Source organism: Adhaeretor mobilis, from assembly GCF_007741515.1.
GTDB classification, from domain to species: domain Bacteria; phylum Planctomycetota; class Planctomycetia; order Pirellulales; family Lacipirellulaceae; genus Adhaeretor; species Adhaeretor mobilis.
Window position 1 is genome coordinate 5782905 of sequence record NZ_CP036263.1, and the last position, 19636, is coordinate 5802540.

The window sequence follows — 19636 nt, forward strand, 5'->3', positions numbered from 1 at the left end:
TTGGTTTCCAGTAAGGAAACTTGCAGCGGCTAAGCAGCAAGCGGCAACACTACGACTTCACAACGACGCCGGCAACTTCCTCGGCAGGTAGCACGTTGATGCGACGGCCTTTGCGGTCGAACTTCACGTGACCTTCGACCAGCGCGTAGAGCGTGTAGTCGTTGCCCTCGCCGACGCCCTTGCCGGGATGGAACTTGTTGCCAAGCTGGCGGATCAGGATGTTGCCGGGCATGACGTGCTCGCCGCCATATTTCTTGACTCCCCGCCGTTGAGCGTTGGAATCGCGACCATTGCGGCTAGAGCCTTGTCCCTTTTTGTGTGCCATCGGTGCACCTTCTATAATTCATGTCTGATTTGGTAAATTGCCTAACCTGCAGCGGCAAGACGGGTCGAGCCCCAGATTTTAGCAGGCGGGGGGGAGGTGGGCAAGGGTGCGGATTTGGCCTGTATAGTCGAATGAAATGGCCCCACCTGGCCCTTGGGGAGTAAACTATTAGTATAGGCCAATGAACCCTTTCGATTTGAGGAGTGGATCAATGACTACCAAGCAAAAAGCGATTTCCGTGATAGAATCGCTCGACCAGGACGTCACGATGGACCAGGTCATCGATAAGCTCTACCTGCTGCGGAAGATTGAGCTGGGTATAGCTCAGGCGGACGCCGGCGATGTGATGGACCACGACGAGTTCATGGCCGAACTTGAGGGCGAAGATGTCGGTTGAAATCGCCTGGACGCGGCAGGCCCGCCAGGACCTGCGTGGGATTCGTGCGCACATCGCCCAGGACGCACCTGCCACTGCGGCAGCTTATGTTCGAGGCCTACGAAACTCCGTGAATCGCCTCAAGAAGTTTCCTTACTCGGGAGAGGTTGTCCCAGAGCTAGGCCGCGAGGAGTTGAGAGAAGTCCTGCGTGGGAATTATCGGCTGATCTACCGAGTGTCCCAAAATCGCGTCGACATCCTAACTGTTTTTCACGGAGCGCGGCTATTGGATGAAACCGACTTCTAACTCGGTAGAGTTGTTCACGAATTATGCCTAGCGTACCGGCTGTCTCCGCTCGCGGCCTAGCAGCAGAAGGCCGCAGGATAGTAGCAAGAGCGCGGACGGCTCGGGGATGAGTTGGAAGGAGTGGGAGAGGCCAGCAAATTGTACGTAGGGTCCTTCTAGGTAACCCGTTGTGACAACTCGTAGAGACTGTACAGGCTCGAACTCGGCCACTTTTTCACCCCAGAACGAGTTGTCGTACTCCCACTGCAAATCTAACTCCGCTAGTGGTGTGAAGCTGCCGGAAGAATTACTACTTTCCATTCCGCTAACGAAAGTTGTAACCTCAAGGTCACCATTCAGCCCCCAGTAACCGCGGCCGTTGAAATGAAAATTTGGCTGGCTACGGACCGAAGCTCCAGAAATACTTACTCCCGGATTCACAACGCTTACATCGAACGAATACCCTAGCTTCATAGCTGAACGTCCGGCTGATAGTTCGTCTGTTGAGGCTATATAGTTTTCGATAGCATCGTAGTCTGGAATTTTTCCGAGAAAGAGCCAGTCTTCGTACTGTGTGAATAGGCCGACCCCACAACAGGGGTCAATGTACGTCTGACTACCGGCTGCTACTCCAATAGTCGTTGGATCGATAGTCAGCGTATCTCGACGGTTGAAACCAATGAATGGATACAAGGGATAGCTAACCGGGAAGTAATCAAGACCCTCCGGAAACTGGTTTTCGATTCGGTCACCAGAATACAGGACCATCTCAAAGTTCTCGTATCGCAGTCCCCCGCGTATGATCGTACCGCCGGACATTAGCTCAGCCAGCGTGGAATCCGGTGCCGGCCCTTCGTACCCCGGTTGAACCAGCGCCGCTTCCTCCAGCGTTAGCCCTGACTCAACGACCCACTCAACGATTGGCCCCGCCTGCACATCGGGCACGTACACGAGGTTGTTGGTGCGTGCGATCAGCTCGACTTCCTTTTCCCAGCCAGACATTCGCATGAGGTGGCCAACGGCGCAAGCGGTGTTGTCGCTGTCTACAAAAATGGGCAAGGCACACTGGGTGTCGTACTCGTTCTGGGGAAATAGGCCGCGTTGCTGGTAGACTCGCAGCCGAGCGATCTGCTGGGCTCGCTGTTTGGCTAACTTCGCCAACCAGTGGTCACGCTCGCTGGGCGTCCATTTTTCCTGGCGGTGCTGCTCTAGACGCTGGAGTGCGACTTCCAAGGCGACCGTTTCATCGTGCTGAAGCTGCTCGATGACCGCGTCGAAGTGGCGCTGGAGGCATTGTATTCGCTCTACTGAATTGGCCGAGGGCTGGCGCAGGTCCTTAACTCGTAGGAGGTACGCGCTACGCAAGCGATTGTCGACCTGCGTACTAATCGGGTACGAATGCTCTTTGAGATCGCCCGGGGTCATGTTCGACGGTGTTAGCGATCGGGTAGTCCAAACCACTTGAAGCAGGACGGCGATTGTCAGCACGGCTCGAAGCATATTGTGTCCTTGAACTGCTGAAGTTGAGGTGTAACCTCACAGTCATTGGCCTCCCTAGCATAAGATACCTAGCGCACGTGGTCAAATATTTCGCTATCCTGCGGCTAATCAAACACGCTTTTTCCGCAGATCCACGGTAGCAGCTCCCCAAATGATTCACCGCCCACTAGAAGATTGGGAATACCCCGATCCCGACGACGAAGAGGACGACGAGCTTGCCGTCGATACACGGCCCTGCCCTACTTGCGGCGCGGAAGTCTATGAAGACGCGCAGCGTTGTGCCTTGTGTGGCGAGTATGTGACGTTTCGTAACCCGGCGCTCGAGGGTTGGCCGTGGTGGTTTGTGGCGTTGGGGCTGGTAGGAATTATTGGTGTGATGCTGGCGCTGAGTGGGGTGTAGGACCCTACCCTTGATGATTCCTCATGGTGCGTTTCGCTGTTGCTCACGACACCCTACGACCGCTCCAACTTCTATACGGCAACTTGAAAGTCTTGCTCGCTGGCCTCGACTTCTAGGATGGGCTCGGCGCGGGTGAGTAGGCCTTGGCAATCTTCGCTGAGATTGTTGAGAGTGACGGTCTTGCCTAGCTCTTTGTATTTCGCACAGATCGTGTTGATCGCTTCCAGGGCCGTATGGTCGTAGACTCGGGTGTTTTTGAACTCGATGTTCACATGACTTGGGTCTTCAGTCGGCGTGAAGATTTCCTTGAAGGAGGTTGCCGCACCGAAGAACAGCGGGCCGGTGAGCGTATAGGTTTTCACGTCGGCCGTTTCGCTGACCTCTGCTTGAATTTGATGCGACTTCTTCCAAGCGAACACCAACGCACTGATCATAACGCCCGCGGCTACCGCGATGGCCAAGTCGGCCAGCACGGTGATTGCAGAAACCGCTACGATGACGAAGATATCGCTCGGTGGAATCTTGTTCCACAAACGTAGGCTCGTCCATTCGAAGGTGGCGATCACAACGATGAACATCACGCCGATCAACGCCGGTACGGGAATCATGCCGATGCAGCTCCACAGCGGCGGAAACACGATGAAGCCCAGCAGGCACAAGGCCGCGGTGATGCCTGAGAGGCGATGCCGACCTCCGGAGCGGATGTTGATCATCGATTGACCAATCATGGCACACCCGCCCATGCTGCCAAATAGCCCAGAGACCATATTGCCGAGGCCTTGGGCTAGGCATTCGCGATTGCTGGAACCGCGGGTTTCGGTGAGTTCGTCGATGAGCGTGAGCGTCATGAGCGATTCGATGAGCCCGATCGAGGCAAGCGTTATCGCTAGGCCGAAGATGATGCCCAGGCTTTTCAAGTTGAATGGGATCGCAGGAATAGCGAAGTGCCCTGCTTTGTGAACACTGGATTCAGACTCCTGGTTTGTCGCCAGCGTTGGGTCAAAGTCCTCTGCTGCGATCGCTTGTCCGCGGGCGTTGACTTTCGAGAAGATGAGCTGGGGCTTCTCTGCCTCGAATTGTTTGCTCTTTGCCGACTGCTCAGCGGCAATGGCATTCATCTGAGCAACCGATTCGCTCACGGTGAGTGCCTTGATCGGGGTGAACTGCACGATCATTGTGAGGACGACAATTGCAACCAGGGTTCCCGGGACTGCTTTGGTGAGTCGAGGGAAGTAGTAGATGATCGCCATCGTCAGCAAAATCAGCGCGATCGTGGTGAAGAGCACGGTGCCACTCATCCACTGGGCAGCGACTTCAAAGGTTTGCGTGTGGTCGTTGAAGGCAACCGAGTGATTCGATTTGAGTTGGTGAACTTGCGCTAGCCCAATGACGATCGCCAAACCGTTCACAAAGCCTAGCATCACTGGGTGCGGTAGCAGGCGGATGAATCTTCCCGCGCCAAACAGGCCGCAGAGCATTTGGATCACGCCACAGAGGATTACCGCGGCGAAGAGATACTGCAGCCCATAGAGTACGACGAAGGCAGTCATCACGACGGCCATGGCACCGGTCGCTCCGGAGATCATCCCTGGACGCCCGCCCAATAGCGAAGTGATAAAGCCGACGAAAAACGCTGCCCACAGTCCAATCGATGGATGCACACCAGCCACAAAGGAGAACGCCACGGCTTCGGGCACCAATGCGATGGCAACGGTGAGACCGGAAAGGAGTTCATTCTTGACGTTGATATCGCGTTTAACTAGCAGGTCGATCATGAGGAGTTTTTCTCGGTTTACTTTTTTCGTTACTTCAAATTTGCCAACAGCTACTGAGAGCGCACCGCGTACGCAGCTCTGGGTACTCGGAGGAAGGTTTCTGACTCTCAGGACGTCAGGTAGGAAAACGTCCCGTGGAGCGGTTCAATCTTGCTCGGTCTGGCCGCTTGCCTGCGACCGCCGAGCAGTTTCTGCAGACTTGCTAGTCCGCACACCGCCAGGAGGTGGGAGCAATTGCTTGCTGTGGGTAGCAGTATAGTTACGCCGGGCTGAGAGAGCTAGGCGAATTTAAGGTCGCTCCACAGCCCATGTGGAAAGAAGCGGGGCGATTCCAGTATTTTCCTGGTGGGAACTCCCCCGGCCGACAATCTTGGGGTAATGCGGGGGCGGCTACAGGAAGCGACTTGCAGCTAACCACATAGCGTGTGGGGGTGCCGTGTGCTTGTACGATTACCGAAACAGCCAGCGGTGGGCGACGCCTTCACCGGCACCGTCGTAGAGGTTCGCTTTGCCGCGGGGGACGCCGAAGCGGATCTCGCGTTCGTTTTCTTCGTACTCGTCGCCGGGGCGCCAGAAGTTAAGCTGCAGCACCTTGTGCGTGAACTCCCGCCCTGTGGCAGGCGCATCGCCCACTTCAAACGCACCTGGGGGATCGTCCCAGCGGTAAGCGTTCGACAGGCCGCGGACGTAAACGCTGAAGAAGTCGATCGAGGGATCGACATCTTCCCACATGGCTACGCCCCACAGGCCGCGGGCTTCGCGTCCCTCTTCGACGGGCAACTTCTGCTGAGCCATTTGGGCACTGGTAAGTAGCTTGCCGGTGGAGAACTCACGACGGCGGATCGTTTCCAACGCTGCGGGAATCACGCGGTCGAGGTAAGCCTTGCGGATGCGCTGCCCCGTTTCGTCGCGGTCTTGCGTGCTGAGCACGAAGCTCGGCAGAAAGCGCACGTTCTCAATCCCTTCTGACTTCGTGACGAATTCGCCATCAGGCTGCACCGTCGGAACGAGGCCAGCACCCGTGTTGCGCACACGGTAGACCATGTACCAAATGAGCTTGCGTTGTACTGCTCCATCGTCTGTGGGCACTTCAATACTAATCATGCGCAATGGCTTAAAGGTGAGTTCTAGGCACCACACATCGTGGATGAACGGCACGTCGGCGGCCATTTCGTAAAGCGTGCGACTGACGGCCGTCGAGTCGGGTTTCCACTGGAGCGACTCGTCGGCACGAATTTCGATAAGGTTGTGGATGGCGATGGCGTCTGAGGGTTCCACGCTTGGTGGAATCGTTGTGAGCACGCCAGGGGCAAAATTGGGCACGGTCCCCAAACTATCACCTTGCGCGCAGGCAACGCCAGCGGTCGAGAGGACCAACGCAGCGAGCGCTAGTGGCACGTAGGTGAGGAGAGTGATCAGTGAACGATGAATTCGTGGGGTGGCCATAAACTGCTTTCGAGCCCGTGGGCTAGTTACGGTTGGCGGGGCTTCATCGAGTGAAGCGCCCCTGCTCTAGCAGTATAAATGGAGGCCCCGGGCTGGGCAAACTTTTCCTGCGGGGAAGCGGGGGCCCCGGGCCAGCGTGGCGGTAGAGAGCGAGTAATCGGTACAACCGGGCCTTGAAAGCTCGTGCGGCAGTACCCTACGACTTGGGTGCACACCCAGTAGGGTCCGCTGTGCGGACCGAGCTAAGCGGACCAAGCTATGCGGACCAAGCCACACGGACCGAGAAGAACCACCTGCCAAGCGCCTATTAACAGGCCAAGTTTTGCCTGAGTCTGCCCATTGGATTGGTCCGCACAGCGGACCCTACTTAGCTGGGCGCGAACGACTGCCACTTAGTGTAAGAGTCAAAACTGTGAATGCCGCGAAAGCAATCGCGCTCGGCTCGGGTACGTTTTGTGCGGCTGGTGGCGTACTCCCGAGTTGTTGCTGCCAGATTAGGAAGTCCGAGCCGTCAACGGCGGTGTCGGCGTTCGCATCGCCTAGGAAGTGGGTGGCTTCGCCATTCAAGCCGTAGTTGTCTTGCCACGTGGACAAGTCGTCCTCATCGACGTCGCCATCTTCGTCGAAGTCGGCGGCTTCTGGATTGGCGACCTGAATCCAATCGCTGTAGAACGCGATGCCAAAACTCTCACCGAGTTCTTGGTAGTACGACAACGGGCGATTGTTGCCAAATTCGAGCTCGAAGGTGACATCGACGTCGGCATTCAAGAGGAGGTCGGCAAAGTTTGCGCTCGTCCAATTCATGCCCGTCGATTCGACTTGCTGGACGTTCGGCTGCAGCGCGAGCAGGTTCTGCCACCACGGAGCGTTTGCGTCGCCTTCGGAGATTTCGATGAAGCCGAAATCGTTACCAGCCGAGGAAGGGATGGTGGAATGGAAATCGATAAAAACATCGACTTCGGTGCCTGGGGTCGAGGCAACGTCGGCCAGCATGGCTTCTCCGTTGGCGCGGATGTCTTCGTGGGTAGTCCACAGCGACGGATTCCAGAGGCCGTTAGGATCTTGATCTGGATTTTCTACCGTCGCACGGCTCGTCCCCGCAAAGCGACCGGCCGCATTGAGTGTGGGGTAGGCGAAGAACTCGACCTCGTCGCGCAAACGAGCAGCTCGCACGTCGTCGGAAATGAGCCAGTTGATCAGCCCCTCGTAGGTGTGGGTTCCGAGGACTTCGCCTGAGTGCATGCCCGTGGTGAGCACGACCTTGCGTTTGGCGGTCGGAGAATCGGTAGCCGGATTGGTGATTCGATAAGCAAAAATATCCTTCCGTGGCACTAAGCGATCAAGATCGTCGAATGCCAAGGGCGTCTGCCCAATCACGCCGTTGGCGTCGCCGGAGACGGTCGGCTCTGCCCAGGGGGAAGCAAGTACGGTGGCCGTATGCTCGGCCGAGCGACCATACGAGTAGGGCTGGGCATAAGCTACGAAAACTTCATCACCAGTGAACGCGCTGTTGTTGGAGAACGTGTAGAGATTTCCACTGCGCCCGTTGTTTTCAAAGAACTGCCAGTTCTCGTTGTCATAGGAGTAGACCATCGCATGAGAGTTGAGTGCGTAGTTGCCACCGGCGAACTCCTGATCGATCGAGAAAACGGGTTGAGCGTTGTCGAGACCCGTCGCTTGAAAGTACATCCAGCGCCAACCATCTTGAAACGGATGATTTTCGCGTCCCACGAGCGAGATATTGTTGAGGTCGCCGCTCCAACTCTGCAGTGCACCATGATCGAAGTTGGCAAACAAGTTTAACTGAGCTTGGGCCGGCGAAGCGGTGATTGTGGCAAATGCAAGTAGGACCAGCATGAGCATCGACCGGGTGCGCCGAAGCGAGACGACGACCAGCGCCACTGCACTAAGCAAAATCGTTGCACTGGTCGGCTCGGGGACAACGACTGCCGGCGACTGGGCTTGAGCCGCCAATGGGTCCACCAAACCTTGGTACACACGTACATTGTCGAACAAGCCGAACGCCAGAGAGGAATCGGACGCTGCGCTGGCGTAGAGGTCGGTCATCATCAGACCAATCCCTCCTTCGAGATTCACAGACTGTTCTTCCGCATTGAACCCATCGTTGGGGTCGTTGATGACGCTGTTGTTGATCGTGCCGAGTACCAGGGAGTTGCCACTCTGGTGGCTCTCGAGTGTAACTCGCACCGTGCCTACCGCTGATCCTGCACCACTTCCTGGCGCAGTGGGATCTACTTCGAGCGTAACCGTGACCCACTGGAAGCCGAGTGCACCGGCCGGCTGCGTGCCGGTGGCATTCATGTTGCTGGTGGCCGACTCGATGCTGAACGATGGAAACAGGTTCTCCAGATCGACGTTGTCGTTAGCATTCGTATTGTTATATCCAGGCTGATTCTCTGAGTGGATGTCACTCTCTCCATACTGCCCGCTGGCCAAGTCGAGGTGCGCGCCGTCCTTCACCAGGGCAAAGTCACACTCCCCCCCGCAGCTTGCATCGCCGTCGGTGGAGTAGATGACACCCGCGCCGTTCTGGCCTGGAGAAAAAGTGTTTTGTGCATCGTCCACTTGAAATCCCGCCAGCACGCCCACGTGCTCGGTCGAACCACTGCCTGAAGGCGCAACCCAGTTTGCCCACACATCGACTTGCACGGTGTACGGACCAGCGAACGCCGCATCTTCGTAGACAGCTGCCACTTGATCGCCGCGCCACAAGCCGGGCACATTCACCGCCAGGCGCAGCCCGCTTGTGCCCACATCGCCGGGCGCTGAGTTGGGCGCCTCGGGAATACCAAACTGCGAGTAGTTGAAGCCGAAGTCGGCATCGCTCGTATCGCTCGAGTCAGGCTTGTTCGTACCGCCGAAGTGCGAGTATCGCCAACCGGCGCTCGTGCTGAGATCGTCCGAAAATAGTACGGTCTGCGCTGCACCGGTCGAAGCGGTGACACAAAGCCACACGAGAATTAACATACAACGAATCACAATCACCTCAATGTAGGAACCATCGCGAAGCAACTCGCGCGTGTAGAAGTTTAAGACGCCTTAACTGGCGCAGCCTCCATTGTAGCATGAGCGTGTCGCTTAATGCACGTAGTGGGCACTGTCGGATGGCGGCAAATCGGGAGTGGGGAACCCGCACAACCAGGCCCAGGAAGCCGCAGGCGGGAGTTGGTAGGGTATCGCCGAGTGGAGCGAGGCGTACCGAGCGTAGGTAATGACCAATGACCAAGCCCAAATGACCAATGCACGTTCGCCAGTCGCTTGCGATTGGTCATTACCTACACATGGTATGCCTCGCGGAACTCGGCAATACCCTACGACTTGGGTGCACAGCCATATAGGGTCCGCTGTGAGCTTGTGAATTATTCAGCTACCTACTCGGCAGCTAAGAATTTAGAATCGGTGACTGCTTTGATTCTAACATGCTTTGCGATGGAGGTTCTTGATGGAACGTACCACACAGACCGGCACGGCCCGTTTTCAGCGTGCTGAGCGACGACAGATCGAGTTTCGCCCGCTCGCACTCGATCACTTGCTTGCTGAAGATCACGCAGCGCGACTGATTTGGGCCTACGTGGAAGGACTCGACCTGACGCTCTTGTATCAGAAGATTAAGGCGGTGGATGGGAATGCTGGTCGCAATCCGATCGATCCAAAGATTCTCCTCTCGTTGTGGCTCTTCGCCACCGTCGAGGGAGTCACCTCCGCTCGTCGACTCGCTAAGCTCTGCCAAGAACACTTGGCTTACCTGTGGATCTGTGGCGAAGTGAGCGTGAATTACCATACGCTGAGCGACTTTCGCACCCAACACCATGAGTTTCTCGACGACCTGCTCACTCAAAGCGTGGCCACGCTGCTGCACCAGGGACTCATTGAACTCAACAGCCTGGCCCAAGACGGGATGCGTGTTCGCGCATCGGCCAGTTCGAGTTCCTTCCGCAGGAAGCCCACCCTCGATGAATGCCTCGCCCAGGCGGAGCAACATCTGGAAACACTTCAGAGGGAGAGCGAAGAAGATGTCGGGGTTGAGAACCGTCGTGAACAGGCAGCACGGGTGCGTGCGGCTCGTGAGCGGCAGGAGCGTATTGAAGCGGCTTTAGAAGAGCGTGAAACGCTCGTTCCGAAAATGGAGCGTCGTAAGAAGGGTTCTGGTAGCGAAGCACGCGCTTCGACCACCGACCCCGAAGCACGCAAGATGAAGATGGCCGATGGGGGCTTTCGTCCGGCCTATAACGTACAGTTTGCGACGACGACCGATACGCTGGTGATTGCTGGTGTGGATGTGGTCAATGCGGGGACTGACGGTGGTCAGATGAAGCCCTTGATTGATCAACTTGAGCGGCGCTACCAGCAGGCTCCCGAGCAGTACCTGGCCGATGGGGGCTTCGTGAAGCTGGACGACATTACTGCCCTTGAGCAGGCGGGTATCACAACGTACCTGCCGATCATGGAGCAAACACGTAAGGAGTCCAAGGGGATCGACCCGTTTGCTCCGGTGAAAGGCGATAGCGAAGAGGTCAAGCGGTGGCGTGCCCGGATGGGCACTTCCACAGCGAAAGAGATCTATCAGCAGCGCAGTGCGACTGCTGAGTTCCCCAACGCCGGCTGTCGGAATCGGGGGCTGGGTCAGTTCCCGGTTCGAGGGTTGCTGAAAGCCAGAGCGATCTGTTTATGGCAGGCACTAGCGCACAACTTCCAGAGAACACTTGATTTACGGCGGCAAGCGACCGGGTAAGCTTGTGATGATCAGGCAAGGATGCCAACGCCATCGGGTCGTCAGCATCCCAAGCAACTTTAGCAAACAGGGGTGTTTAACAACGACACAACCAACCTTTCAAGAAAGAACCCCCGAGCACTAGGACCTCAGGCCCGGTTGAGAAAAATTCACGGCCTCTGTGCGGACCGAGTCGCGCGGACTGGAAAGAACCATGTTCCAACCACCAACCAATGAACCACGTTTCGCTAAAATCGCCCATTCCATTGGTCCGCACAGCGGACCCTACCTGGCTTATCAAGTTTGGGTTTCTTCGTTGACGACAACCCGTTGGCTGACAGTTTGCCAAGAAGCAAAGACGCGGCATTCGAGGACGAGCAGATCGTTTACCTCGTAGTCGACGATTTACTTGCGACTCTTGTTGCCAGCGATTCATGGAGCCATGCAACCAATGAAAATGCGCTGGGCGATGAACTTACTGGAGACGAAAAAGAAACGGAGGACCTCTACGCATCGTTGGCTGCTGATCTCCTCGAAACGCTCTTCGACTGAATTTGAAAATGAAACAGACGATAGTATTTCAATTCCTTAAATCTCGAATCGTACTTGCAAGAACTTGCCAAACAGGTCGGCTCTTGAGGGCAAATTGCCGGGCGTTCTGAGAGTTGCTTGGACAACCCCAAGAAATGGATTCGACGTTCTTTGCCTCTGCGAACGCTTTAAGTTTGTTTTCGCCCCGCAGACCCAAGCGTACTCTGAATAGCGCAGGTAATGAATCGCGTGACAAGCGGCCCTGAAAGCACGTCTTTTGGCAAGACACATTGCATTGCTTTGCTTACCCCATTGAAGAGAGCCATGTTGTTGGCGAGATACCGCTGGTGCTGAGGTGTGTTTCCACAGACCTGAATTGTACGAAGCGAGTATCACAACACTTCGAAGTGGCAGGCGTTACTCAGGTTTTTTCGCGTGACCTGAACAAGCCGGCCCAGGACATCGTGATTATCGCACAGAGAGTGGCCGAACTTGGTTCGGGGATAGCATGGATCTGAGCATGCACTGACTTCAATAAGCCACCCAATTCGGGGTTTAGGAGGTCCGCATTCCACACCTCCAAATAGTTTATCCCGCTGGATAGCGCCAACTCAAGCGTCTCGTCAAATTCCAATTCCAGGAGATCGGCCGGTGCAGTACCAGCTTCGCCACCGAACCGCTCTGGCTGGTTCGTAACGCTGCCGACGATCTGCACTGTCCCGAACGTCGCAGCCGCAGTGGATTGGATGATCTCGGACATCCCTGGGTATACTTCTTGGGCATTGCCTAGGCTCCACCAGGCAGCAAATGCGCCAAGCTGATCGGGATGCTGTGAGACACCATAGCTAATCACTTGCTGAGCAACCTGGTTATTGTCCCCATCGCCAATGCCGCGGAGATCATCGGGACCGAGGACAGGATGGATCTCGATATCGAGTGCCGTTGTGGGAAATGCTTTCGCAAAGCTATCAGTGACTGTGTTCCACGAATCAACATGCAAGACAGTGCTGTACCCAGCCTGTTCCCAGGTTCCACCCGAAGCGGATGACGCGGGTAATTGCATCTCAAAACCGTTGAGAGTCGAATGGGTAATGTGTACCAAATCGAGCGTTGCGTTATCTGCGTACCGACTTCCCAATTCTTGGACAAAGCTATCCCATGCGCCCAGATATACATTGTCCCAAGGAATAGGCATGGTTTTAGTCTCCCCCCGAAGGTCGTACTCAAAGACTTCTGCTCCTTCGCTATGAAGCCAAGACGGTGCGCGTTGTCCGTTGACGATGCCCAGTGAAATCCCCAGCCCTGCGGCTGTTGCCAGTTGGAACTGCCGATCAAGGTTATCCCAATTGTAGACCCCAGGCGCGATCTCAATTTCATCCCAGCCGAGACGAACCAACACGCCGTCGACAAACTCAAGGTCACCCAGATCGGTGAGCACCGAGTTGCTATTGTCGCTAGTCGGAGGACAACTGCAGTAGATTCCAACCGGCGATTGTTGCGCCATCGCGACCTTATTCGGCGATAAGGTTGCGGCCAAGGCCAGCACCACCACAGAGCAATGCAAATAGGAGGCTCTCTTGCGGCCGCAGATCATCACAACTATCGCAGCCAGCCCCAGGCACAAACCGGTCGGTTCGGGTACATTCCCGTCGTGTGCCAGCAAATGATCAAACCATGCATCAGCCATCGCCTCAGCGCCAATCACATTCGGATGAAGCTGGTCGGCTTGAAATCCGATTGGCCACAGGGGTTCTGTTGCGGTCCAAACGTCGGGACCTGCGAAGAGATGATCTGGGTAGCGGTTCGTAAGTGCCTCTAGTGCGTACTTTTCGTTTTCGATCTCGGGTTCCTGGGTCACTTTGTAGATATGTGTCGCGATGTGTACCGCCTCGGCGCCATCGCTGAGTAGTTGGTTTCCGTATAACTCAAATGCATCGGCTCCTTGCTCGATCCGTATCAAATCATTTGGGCCCTCGATTCCGACCGTTCGATCGGTTGAATACACGCCTTGCAGGCTCTGTTGGGCGAGAACAATGACCGGTTCGATTGATGCTTGAATCGCAGGGCGTAACACATCGAGCCAAAGCTGGGTAGGTTCGCCCGTCGCAACATCGATCCAATTGGCAAGTGGATTTCCCGGTTGAATTGCCTTGACGACTGTAACGACTCGATCCGCAGGATCAGCGATGCCGTAGAGGTCGTCAATCTTTTCCTGCAATAAAATTGGCCAGAGAACGGATGTGGAGTAACCATTGACGACCAGTGTCTTTGCCTGATCGTCGAAGATCGTGGATGCCTGCAACCGTGCAGACGTCAGATAGCTCGAGGCCACTAGGAAACAATAGAGTGTCAAAACATTTTTCATTGGGGCGTTCCAATAAGAGACGGGGAAAGTAATACGTGTACGTACGATTTGTGCGAGCTGCTTAGTTTGCTTCCCTGGATTTCTGGACATGATGTAAAAACGGTTACTGCGGTGTTCTGGATTTTTTCGCGCTAAGCTCTAATTGATGCTGAAGTAATACTTCAAACCATTGCTGGGCCATGAGCTCCGCTCCAAATTGGTTGGGATGAACGCCGTCTCGGGCAAACGCACGTGGATAATTCTGCTTCGTGGGTTTCCAGAGGTCGGGCCCGCGATGAATGCCAAGTGGTTTTTGCTGCATCAAGGCATCCAGTGCCAGGGATTCATTTCCTATTTCAGGTTCCATGGGATGCTTGTAGATGTGGGTGGATATCAATACCTCGTCTGCTCCATCCTCTTGAAGTGCGTTGGCATATAGCTGCAGAGCCTCCGCGCCGAAATCGATGCCTCGGTAATCGTTGGCCCCTCGAATACCAATAGATCTTCGCCCAAAAGCTCCTTGCAGTGACTGCTGAGCGAGCACAATGACAGGACGATTCCCTTTGTCATTGCGAAGCTTAGGCTTGAGGATTTGAGTCCATGGCTTACGCCGTTGACCGGTTTCTAAATCTATCCAGCCGGAAATTGGCGTACCTCCCTTGAGTGCCGATCGGACTTCGACAACGTTAGGTCCCAGCAGACGGTTGATCTTCTGTTGCAATATTCCCGGCCACCGAAACGAGGTCGAATAACCGTTGACGACGAGCACCGTTGGCTCTCCGTTCAAAAGTCCGCGAACCGTCCTTTCGCTGCTGAACGGTTCCAGTTGTTGAGGCGATTGCGCCAAGAGGCTGGATGACAGTAGGCACGATGCGAGCATCATGACCCAAGAAGCTCGTTCAATTCGCATCATTTCCTCTCATTAGTGTTCAACATGTCGCCTATTGGTCAACGCTCGACTTCAGTTGTAAGTTCGCGAGAGTCGATTCAATCTGCCACAAGCTCGCAAACAATGCCTGTCGATCGGCCCCTACGGCCCGTTCCATCTCAGCGTGAATTGGCTCGACACTCCGAATGAGCTTTTCATGCAGCCGATGTCCTAGTGCCGTCAGGCAGACGAGTTTTGCTCGGCCGTCGCTCTTATCACGCTTCCTGCGCAAGAGTTTCTTTTCCTCGAGCAGCGACAACATTGCAGCAATGGTGTTGGGATCGGAATAGGCTCGTGCGGCAAGATCCTGTTGGCGAATCTCATCCTGCTCCGCGAGTAGAGAGAGCAAAACGTATTGATCAGCTGTGACACCAAAGGACGCAAAGTGTTGCTGTGCATAGCGATGCATAGTCATGTAGGCACGACGTAGCCGCATCGCCATGGTTTCGCTGACAGGCATTGAGAACCTCCATTTGCATTTCGCAACTAATACGTAGACGTACTAATGTTAGAACCCCGTACTTCGTTCGAGGTTTCGAGAGAAGCACCTACCAATTCTTGGAATTGCGGAAAATTTTTTAACAATCCACTTCCTCGACAAACCAAGACACGAAGCAAAACTCGATATGCTTAAAGGAGTTAGAGAAAAGTAAGTGCCATTCGCGTTTCACTCCTGTGCAGGTTATGCGGCACCGACAGTGGCTGGACGTGTCAGCCGTGAAGCTAGGTGGCTGAAACGATGAGATAACTGACGTAGGCCACGTATAACCCCAGGAGCAACGCTCCTTCCCAACGGTCGATAGAATGCCTGGTAAAGAAGACCGGTAAACAAGCAACTGAGGCTAATACCATGACAGGAAAATCGAATCGAAGCAGTTTGGGCGATACATGTATCCCTGTCGGTGAAACGATGCCCGCTATGCTGAGAACGCACAGGAGGTTGAAGATATTGCTCCCAACGACATTTCCAACCGCAATGTCGCGTTCACCGCGAAGGCTCGCTACGAGCGAAGTAACCACTTCGGGCAGCGAAGTACCGGCGGCGACAATGGTGAGGCCGACCACGATTTCACTGACACCTGCCGCTTTGGCGAATACAACCGCCGCATCGACAAGTAGTCGTGACCCCAGGACCAAGAGTGCAAGTCCAACGAGTGCCGTCAATATCGCTCCTGACATCGACCCGATTGGAATGTCAGGCTTCACCTCTGTGGTTTGCGATCCTGCTGTGCCAGGTCTGTTGGCGGCAAGTAGTAGAAATGCTGTGTAGCCGAGGAAAACGAGTGAAAGCATCGAGCCATCAAGCCGACTGACCACACCATCGTACGCGAGTAGCCACGCGAGTACTGAGACTCCGACCATTACAGGAACATCCAGACGCACAAGTTGCGAACTAACGGCCAGCGGTGTGATTAAAGCAGACAGGCCAAGAATAGCGAGTACATTGAAAATGTTGCTGCCAACTACGTTGCCTAGTGCAACGTCAGCTTGCCCAAATAGCGACGCTTTAACGCTAACCGCCAGCTCGGGTGCACTCGTACCAAAAGCGACGACTGTCAAACCGACTACCAGCGGCGACAGCCCCGCCGCTGTAGCTAATCGGCTGGCTCCTCGCACCAATGCTTCCGCTCCAAGAACGAGCAAAACGAGACCACCGATGAATCCGAGAATTGCCATACCACAAGATAGCAGATAGAGCAGACGGAACGAAGATGCACAAACTCCCCTCGGCTTGATCGACCGACGCACTTTAGCGGCAGTCCGTTGGACGCGTCGGCGTGGACGTCCGAGGCGAGTTCGGCAGATCCCAAAATGCCTTCGGCTTCATCTTCCTGTGCGTCGAAACTGGCTGCGGTTTGGTCAGATTTAGTCCCGGCGGTGTCGATGACCTCTGTCTCGAACAGCAGTCCCAAAATCGGTCAAATTCATCGTTTGAGGACAAAATCTGGCCACTTGCTAACTAACACATGAGGCATCGTCCTGAGTGACATGTTGCCCCAGCAACGGGCTCAACAAAATGCGGCGCACGCCAGTTCCAACAACTCGGCCCTACAGCACAGACTAGCGCATACAAAAGGCCGGGGTGCTTAAGCACCCCGGCCCGAGGGACTCTCTTTTGAGCATGCAGACTTAGTGCCCCGGCACTAACGCCTAGCTACACACAGCGATTCGGCCTCATTTGGATTCGGTGAAGATATTCTCGCGATGGTATTCTAAATAGCCTGCAGCTTCATCGGAAGGTGTACGAAGCATCTTCTGGTTGGTAACGTGGAGAGTTTGTCGTTCAGCATCATCAAGCGCATCTGATATGAGAACCGTTCCGTTCTTATCGAACGAAATCAGACCCGCATCAAATAGTGCGTCGAGTGTCGCAGTCAAAGGTATGCCATTGTGATAGTCGAGTCGCTCAGCGTCGGTTGAGTCGCGCCAAGGCTTGATATGCGAAGCGCGAATAGCGTCTAGCGTTGTCGAACCGGTGACAGCGCACTTGCCGTTCCAGTGCGCAAGAACCTCAGACCGAAATATGCCTTGGCCAACACGTGCGTTCGCTAGAGTCTCCTTGGTTGTCACCGTAGGTTTCTTCGATGCGATAGACTGCAGGTCAGGTACAAGTGTGCTATAACCAGTTTGACGGTCGCGAAGTTGTGCAACCGGAATTCGACCAATGATTGCGGCATAGAGACGTGTACCGTCTTTGATCAACTTGCCGAGTTTAAGCAGCGTTGCCTCGTCGAACTTAGCAATTGTTCGATTCCCATTGGGGTCAGCATCAACAGCGGTACATACGACACCATATCCCTCAGTCCCGTTGCCCAAGAGTTCGACATGGCGCTTACGCTCGGGGAACCCCGCAGATTTGCTCTTCCATTCATCCCAATAGACTGGGACACGTTCGATTCCACCAACGGTTTCGATTCCATCATCCCAGACACGCAGGAACAGGCGGTTCGAATTGGGCTGATACGCGCCCCATGACCATCGCGAATTGCTAAGGTTTGCGCCGAGTGTCTGTCGGAAAAACGTGCTGATCTTCATATAGCGTTGGACACAGATATTTACAACAGAACAAGATATGAGTGATGTTCACCACCGCATAGCACAATCATACTGGAATCTTCTATTCGTCGCAAAATCCTTAACGGCAGGAAACTGGGTGGCACGACTGAGAGGCCATGCACGGAGCATAGACTACGCCGAGACAAGACGCAAACCTCGCACGTGAACTCACTGCAGCGCATAGAAATGGCCGGGGTGCTGAAGCACCCCGGCCGGACTGAATCGTGTTTGGTAACTGGAGCTTAGGTTGTCTTGTCGACTTCCTCTTCGCCGGCGGGGCCCGGTCTCTCGCCGCCTGGTCCACGACGGCGCGGGCCGCGCTGGCCGGCACGTGGTGGACCACCTTCTCCGGGTGGTGGGCCGCGGAGTTCGCCCCGCTGGCCACCCTGTTGCATTCGCTCACGCATGCGATTTGCAAGCTTACCAAACTCTTCGCGGCTGAGTTGGTCGTCGCCATCTTCGTCGAAGTGATCAAAAACTTTCATCGGATCGATTTGGGCGCCTGGTCCGCCACGCTGTCCGCCGCGAGCGCGACCCTGTGGAGGACCTTGACGGTCGCGTTCGCCACGAGGTCCGGGACGATCTTGCCCCGGACGTTCTCGCCCAAGTCGTTCGCCACGCTCTGCACGCTCTCCACCTTCGGGCCTTCTGGGGCGATTCGCTGCGCCGCGCTGGCCGGGTTGGCCCGGTTGGCGATCAGCACGTCGTGCTGGCGTGGCTTCGCGATCAGCGCCGCGTCTGCCTTCCTGTGCACGTCCGCGTGGCCCTCCACGCAGTTCGCTGCGCTCGCCACCCTCTTGTAGGCGATCTCGCCGCTGTTTCATCTGCTCAGTGAGCTTGCCAAATTCCTCACGGCTGAGCTTGCCATCGCCATCTGCGTCGAAGCGATCGAACAACTGCATCGGATCGGGTTGGCCGCCGGGTCCGCCACGTGGTGGACCTTGCGGAGGACCTTGACGATCGCGTTCGCCACGCGGGCCGGGACGATCTTGCCCAGGGCGCGCACGCCGCTCAGGTCGATCTCCACGCTCAGGACGATCACCTTGCTCGGGTCGGGGACCACCTTCGGGACCGCCACGACGACGAGCACCAAATCGTTCTCGCATAGACTCTCGGGCGGCACCACGCTCTTCCTCATTGAGCTCGCCATCGCCATCGGCATCAAACTCTTTTAACATGCGCTCTCGCATGGCGGCACGGTCGGGGCGACTTTCGCCTGCATTACTCCTATCAGCTGCGGCGGCATTGACTCGCGCACGGGTCCGCCTTTGCGCTCGCTTTTCTTCGTCGGCGTCTGCTGCTTCGGTGGAATCGTCGGTTGAGTCTTCCTGGGCGGCAGGGGCATCGACTGCCTCGTCTTCGGCAAAGGCCGAGGGAACGCAAAGGCCCAAGACGAGCAACCACGCCATGGTGGATGCTGCGAGGTAGCTCAGGGAACGACAACTAATGAAACAAGATGGTTTGGTCGGGTTGATAGGTTTGTGGCTCATTTGTTTCTGTCTCGCTGGGTGTTGGATTTGGTTTGCCTATTCTCTACGTATGAAACGCCGAGTTGGCGGTGAGGTTTCGCGAGAATTGTCACATTTCAGCTAATTCGCCGGGATGGCAACCCAACTAGCTTGCCCTATCGGCTACCTTGCCGGTGGGTCTGGAGTGCTAGACAGTCCGGTCGCCGTGACCCGGGCCCAGCAAAATCGCCAACGGTTGTTTGGGCTGTGGGTTGATGTGCTTACCGGCTGGTTCGCTGGGGAGGATCGACCGTTAGTCTCGCGTTTCGAGTGCCGCTTCCATACGCTCCAGACGCTCGGTGATACTGATCAAGTGGTCGAGAATCATCGCATGCACATACGCTGCGTCCATCCCAACAGGGCTGTCGGCCGAGGAGATTTGATCGATGATCGACTGAAGTTCTGCTTTCGTTTTCATTGAGTATCCT

At 55.6% G+C, this 19636-nt stretch carries 17 protein-coding genes; 5 read left to right on the plus strand and 12 right to left on the minus strand.

The annotated features are described in order from the left end of the window. Positions 1-49: 49 nt before the first annotated feature. The gene (gene rpmA, locus HG15A2_RS22795) at positions 50-325 is read right to left on the minus strand and encodes a 50S ribosomal protein L27 (protein ID WP_145063642.1); all 276 of its coding nucleotides are present in this window, start codon (positions 323-325) and stop codon (positions 50-52) included. 211 nt (positions 326-536) lie between these two features. Here rpmA and HG15A2_RS22800 point away from each other — a divergent pair, with 211 nt between their 5' ends. Continuing rightward, positions 537-722, plus strand: a complete 186-nt coding sequence (locus HG15A2_RS22800) for a hypothetical protein (protein WP_145063643.1) — start codon at positions 537-539, stop codon at positions 720-722. Continuing rightward, the gene (locus HG15A2_RS22805; protein ID WP_145063644.1) at positions 712-1008 is read left to right on the plus strand and encodes a type II toxin-antitoxin system RelE/ParE family toxin; all 297 of its coding nucleotides are present in this window, start codon (positions 712-714) and stop codon (positions 1006-1008) included. The genes HG15A2_RS22800 and HG15A2_RS22805 overlap by 11 nt, the downstream gene beginning before the upstream one ends. A 27-nt stretch (positions 1009-1035) precedes the next feature. On the opposite strand, the gene HG15A2_RS22810 is transcribed toward HG15A2_RS22805, so the two are convergent. Next, on the minus strand, positions 1036-2487 hold the full coding sequence (locus tag HG15A2_RS22810) for a hypothetical protein (protein ID WP_145063646.1): 1452 nt from the start codon (positions 2485-2487) through the stop codon (positions 1036-1038). A gap of 151 nt (positions 2488-2638) precedes the next feature. On the opposite strand from HG15A2_RS22810, the gene HG15A2_RS22815 reads away from it, so the two are divergent. Continuing rightward, positions 2639-2887, plus strand: a complete 249-nt coding sequence (locus HG15A2_RS22815; RefSeq protein ID WP_145063647.1) for a zinc ribbon domain-containing protein — start codon at positions 2639-2641, stop codon at positions 2885-2887. 71 nt (positions 2888-2958) lie between these two features. On the opposite strand, the gene HG15A2_RS22820 is transcribed toward HG15A2_RS22815, so the two are convergent. From HG15A2_RS22820 to HG15A2_RS22830, 3 genes are all read right to left on the minus strand, one after another. Then, positions 2959-4662, minus strand: coding sequence for a SulP family inorganic anion transporter (locus HG15A2_RS22820; protein ID WP_145063648.1), 1704 nt, complete (start codon positions 4660-4662; stop codon positions 2959-2961). A 450-nt stretch (positions 4663-5112) separates the two neighbouring features. Beyond that, positions 5113-6108 (minus strand): hypothetical protein, encoded by a 996-nt coding sequence (locus HG15A2_RS22825; protein ID WP_145063649.1) that lies wholly within the window; start codon positions 6106-6108, stop codon positions 5113-5115. Positions 6109-6471: 363 nt separating this feature from the next. Further along, the gene (locus tag HG15A2_RS22830) at positions 6472-9096 is read right to left on the minus strand and encodes a M14 family zinc carboxypeptidase (RefSeq protein WP_218932187.1); all 2625 of its coding nucleotides are present in this window, start codon (positions 9094-9096) and stop codon (positions 6472-6474) included. A gap of 475 nt (positions 9097-9571) precedes the next feature. Between HG15A2_RS22830 and HG15A2_RS22835 the strand changes: the two genes are divergently transcribed. Further along, on the plus strand, positions 9572-10861 hold the full coding sequence (locus HG15A2_RS22835; protein WP_145056780.1) for an IS1182 family transposase: 1290 nt from the start codon (positions 9572-9574) through the stop codon (positions 10859-10861). A 321-nt stretch (positions 10862-11182) separates the two neighbouring features. Next, complete coding sequence (locus HG15A2_RS22840; RefSeq protein WP_145063652.1) at positions 11183-11392, plus strand: hypothetical protein; 210 nt, start codon at positions 11183-11185, stop codon at positions 11390-11392. Between the two features lie 400 nt (positions 11393-11792). On the opposite strand, the gene HG15A2_RS22845 is transcribed toward HG15A2_RS22840, so the two are convergent. From HG15A2_RS22845 to HG15A2_RS24385, 7 genes are all read right to left on the minus strand, one after another. Then, positions 11793-13736 (minus strand): beta-galactosidase, encoded by a 1944-nt coding sequence (locus HG15A2_RS22845; protein WP_218932188.1) that lies wholly within the window; start codon positions 13734-13736, stop codon positions 11793-11795. Positions 13737-13839: 103 nt separating this feature from the next. Continuing rightward, a complete protein-coding gene (locus tag HG15A2_RS22850) occupies positions 13840-14484 on the minus strand; it encodes an SGNH/GDSL hydrolase family protein (RefSeq protein ID WP_145063655.1) in 645 nt (214 codons plus the stop codon). Between the two features lie 172 nt (positions 14485-14656). After that, positions 14657-15103 carry a MarR family winged helix-turn-helix transcriptional regulator gene (locus tag HG15A2_RS22855; protein ID WP_145063657.1) on the minus strand — a complete coding sequence of 149 codons (447 nt, stop codon included), beginning with the start codon at positions 15101-15103 and terminating at the stop codon, positions 14657-14659. A 263-nt stretch (positions 15104-15366) separates the two neighbouring features. Beyond that, positions 15367-16320, minus strand: a complete 954-nt coding sequence (locus HG15A2_RS22860; RefSeq protein WP_145063658.1) for a calcium/sodium antiporter — start codon at positions 16318-16320, stop codon at positions 15367-15369. A 498-nt stretch (positions 16321-16818) separates the two neighbouring features. Continuing rightward, positions 16819-17679 carry an HNH endonuclease gene (locus HG15A2_RS22865; RefSeq protein WP_145063659.1) on the minus strand — a complete coding sequence of 287 codons (861 nt, stop codon included), beginning with the start codon at positions 17677-17679 and terminating at the stop codon, positions 16819-16821. Between the two features lie 263 nt (positions 17680-17942). Beyond that, positions 17943-19109, minus strand: a complete 1167-nt coding sequence (locus HG15A2_RS22870) for an EF-hand domain-containing protein (RefSeq protein WP_218932189.1) — start codon at positions 19107-19109, stop codon at positions 17943-17945. A 352-nt stretch (positions 19110-19461) separates the two neighbouring features. After that, positions 19462-19626, minus strand: a complete 165-nt coding sequence (locus tag HG15A2_RS24385; protein ID WP_218932190.1) for a hypothetical protein — start codon at positions 19624-19626, stop codon at positions 19462-19464. Positions 19627-19636: the final 10 nt, after the last annotated feature.